The organism is Streptomyces sp. NPDC059037, assembly GCF_042740015.1.
Lineage (GTDB): Bacteria > Actinomycetota > Actinomycetes > Streptomycetales > Streptomycetaceae > Streptomyces.
Map to the genome: position 1 here is coordinate 14,187 of NZ_JBHYIG010000044.1, position 1,214 is coordinate 15,400.

General features: G+C 65.2%; 1 protein-coding gene. It reads left to right on the forward strand.

Annotated features, from left to right (window positions below; genetic code table 11):
• Positions 1 to 1,110 (forward strand): aldehyde dehydrogenase (gene adh, locus ACFWY6_RS12355; RefSeq protein WP_384688252.1); only part of this gene is annotated, 1,110 nt, incomplete at its 5' end.
• Positions 1,111 to 1,214: the final 104 nt, after the last annotated feature.

Sequence of the window (1,214 nt, forward strand, 5' to 3'; positions counted from 1 at the left end):
TCGCTGAGCGAGATCGACGAGGACACCATCGCGTACCACTTCCACGAGCCGCTCGGCGTCGTCGCGCAGATCATCCCGTGGAACTTCCCCATCCTGATGGCGACTTGGAAGCTCGCCCCCGCGCTCGCCGCGGGCAACGCGGTCGTGCTCAAGCCCGCCGAGCAGACCCCCGCCTCCATCCACTACTGGCTGAGCCTGGTGGCCGACCTGCTCCCGCCGGGTGTCGTCAACATCGTCAACGGCTTCGGCGTCGAGGCGGGCAAGCCCCTGGCGTCCAGCGCGCGCGTCGCGAAGGTCGCCTTCACCGGTGAGACCACGACGGGCCGGCTGATCATGCAGTACGCCTCGGAGAACATCAAGCCGGTGACGCTGGAGCTCGGCGGCAAGTCGCCGAACATCTTCTTCGACGACGTGTGGGCGGCCAACGACGATTTCCGTGACAAGGCACTTGAGGGCTTCACGATGTTCGCCCTCAACAACGGCGAGGTCTGCACGTGCCCGTCGCGCGCGCTCGTCCAGCGGGGCCACTACAGCGAGTTCATGGAAGCGGCGATCGCCCGCACCGAACAGATCGTCGCGGGCCACCCGCTGGACACCGACACGATGATCGGCGCCCAGGCCTCCAACGACCAGCTGGAGAAGATCCTCTCCTACCTGGACATCGGCCAGCAGGAGGGCGCCAAGGTTCTGACGGGCGGTCAGCGCATCACGTACGACGGTGAGATGGCCGGTGGCTACTACGTCCAGCCAACGATCTTCGAGGGCGACAACCGCATGCGGATCTTCCAGGAGGAGATCTTCGGCCCGGTCGTCTCGGTCGCGTCGTTCAACGACTTCGACGACGCGATCAAGACCGCCAACGACACGCTGTACGGCCTGGGCGCCGGCGTATGGACCCGCGACATGAACACCGCCTACCGCGCGGGCCGCGCGATCCAGGCCGGCCGGGTCTGGACGAACTGCTATCACGCGTATCCCGCGCACGCGGCGTTCGGCGGCTACAAGCAGTCCGGGATCGGGCGTGAGACGCACAAGATGATGCTGGAGCACTACCAGCAGACGAAGAATCTGCTGGTGTCGTACTCGCCGAAGAAGCTCGGCTTCTTCTAAAGGCACGAAAAAAGTCGCCCGGACATGGGCGTTTTCCCGCAGGGGCCCGGAAACACTCCCCCCTCGCCGCCACACCCCGGTTATGTTTTATAACGCTCTATATC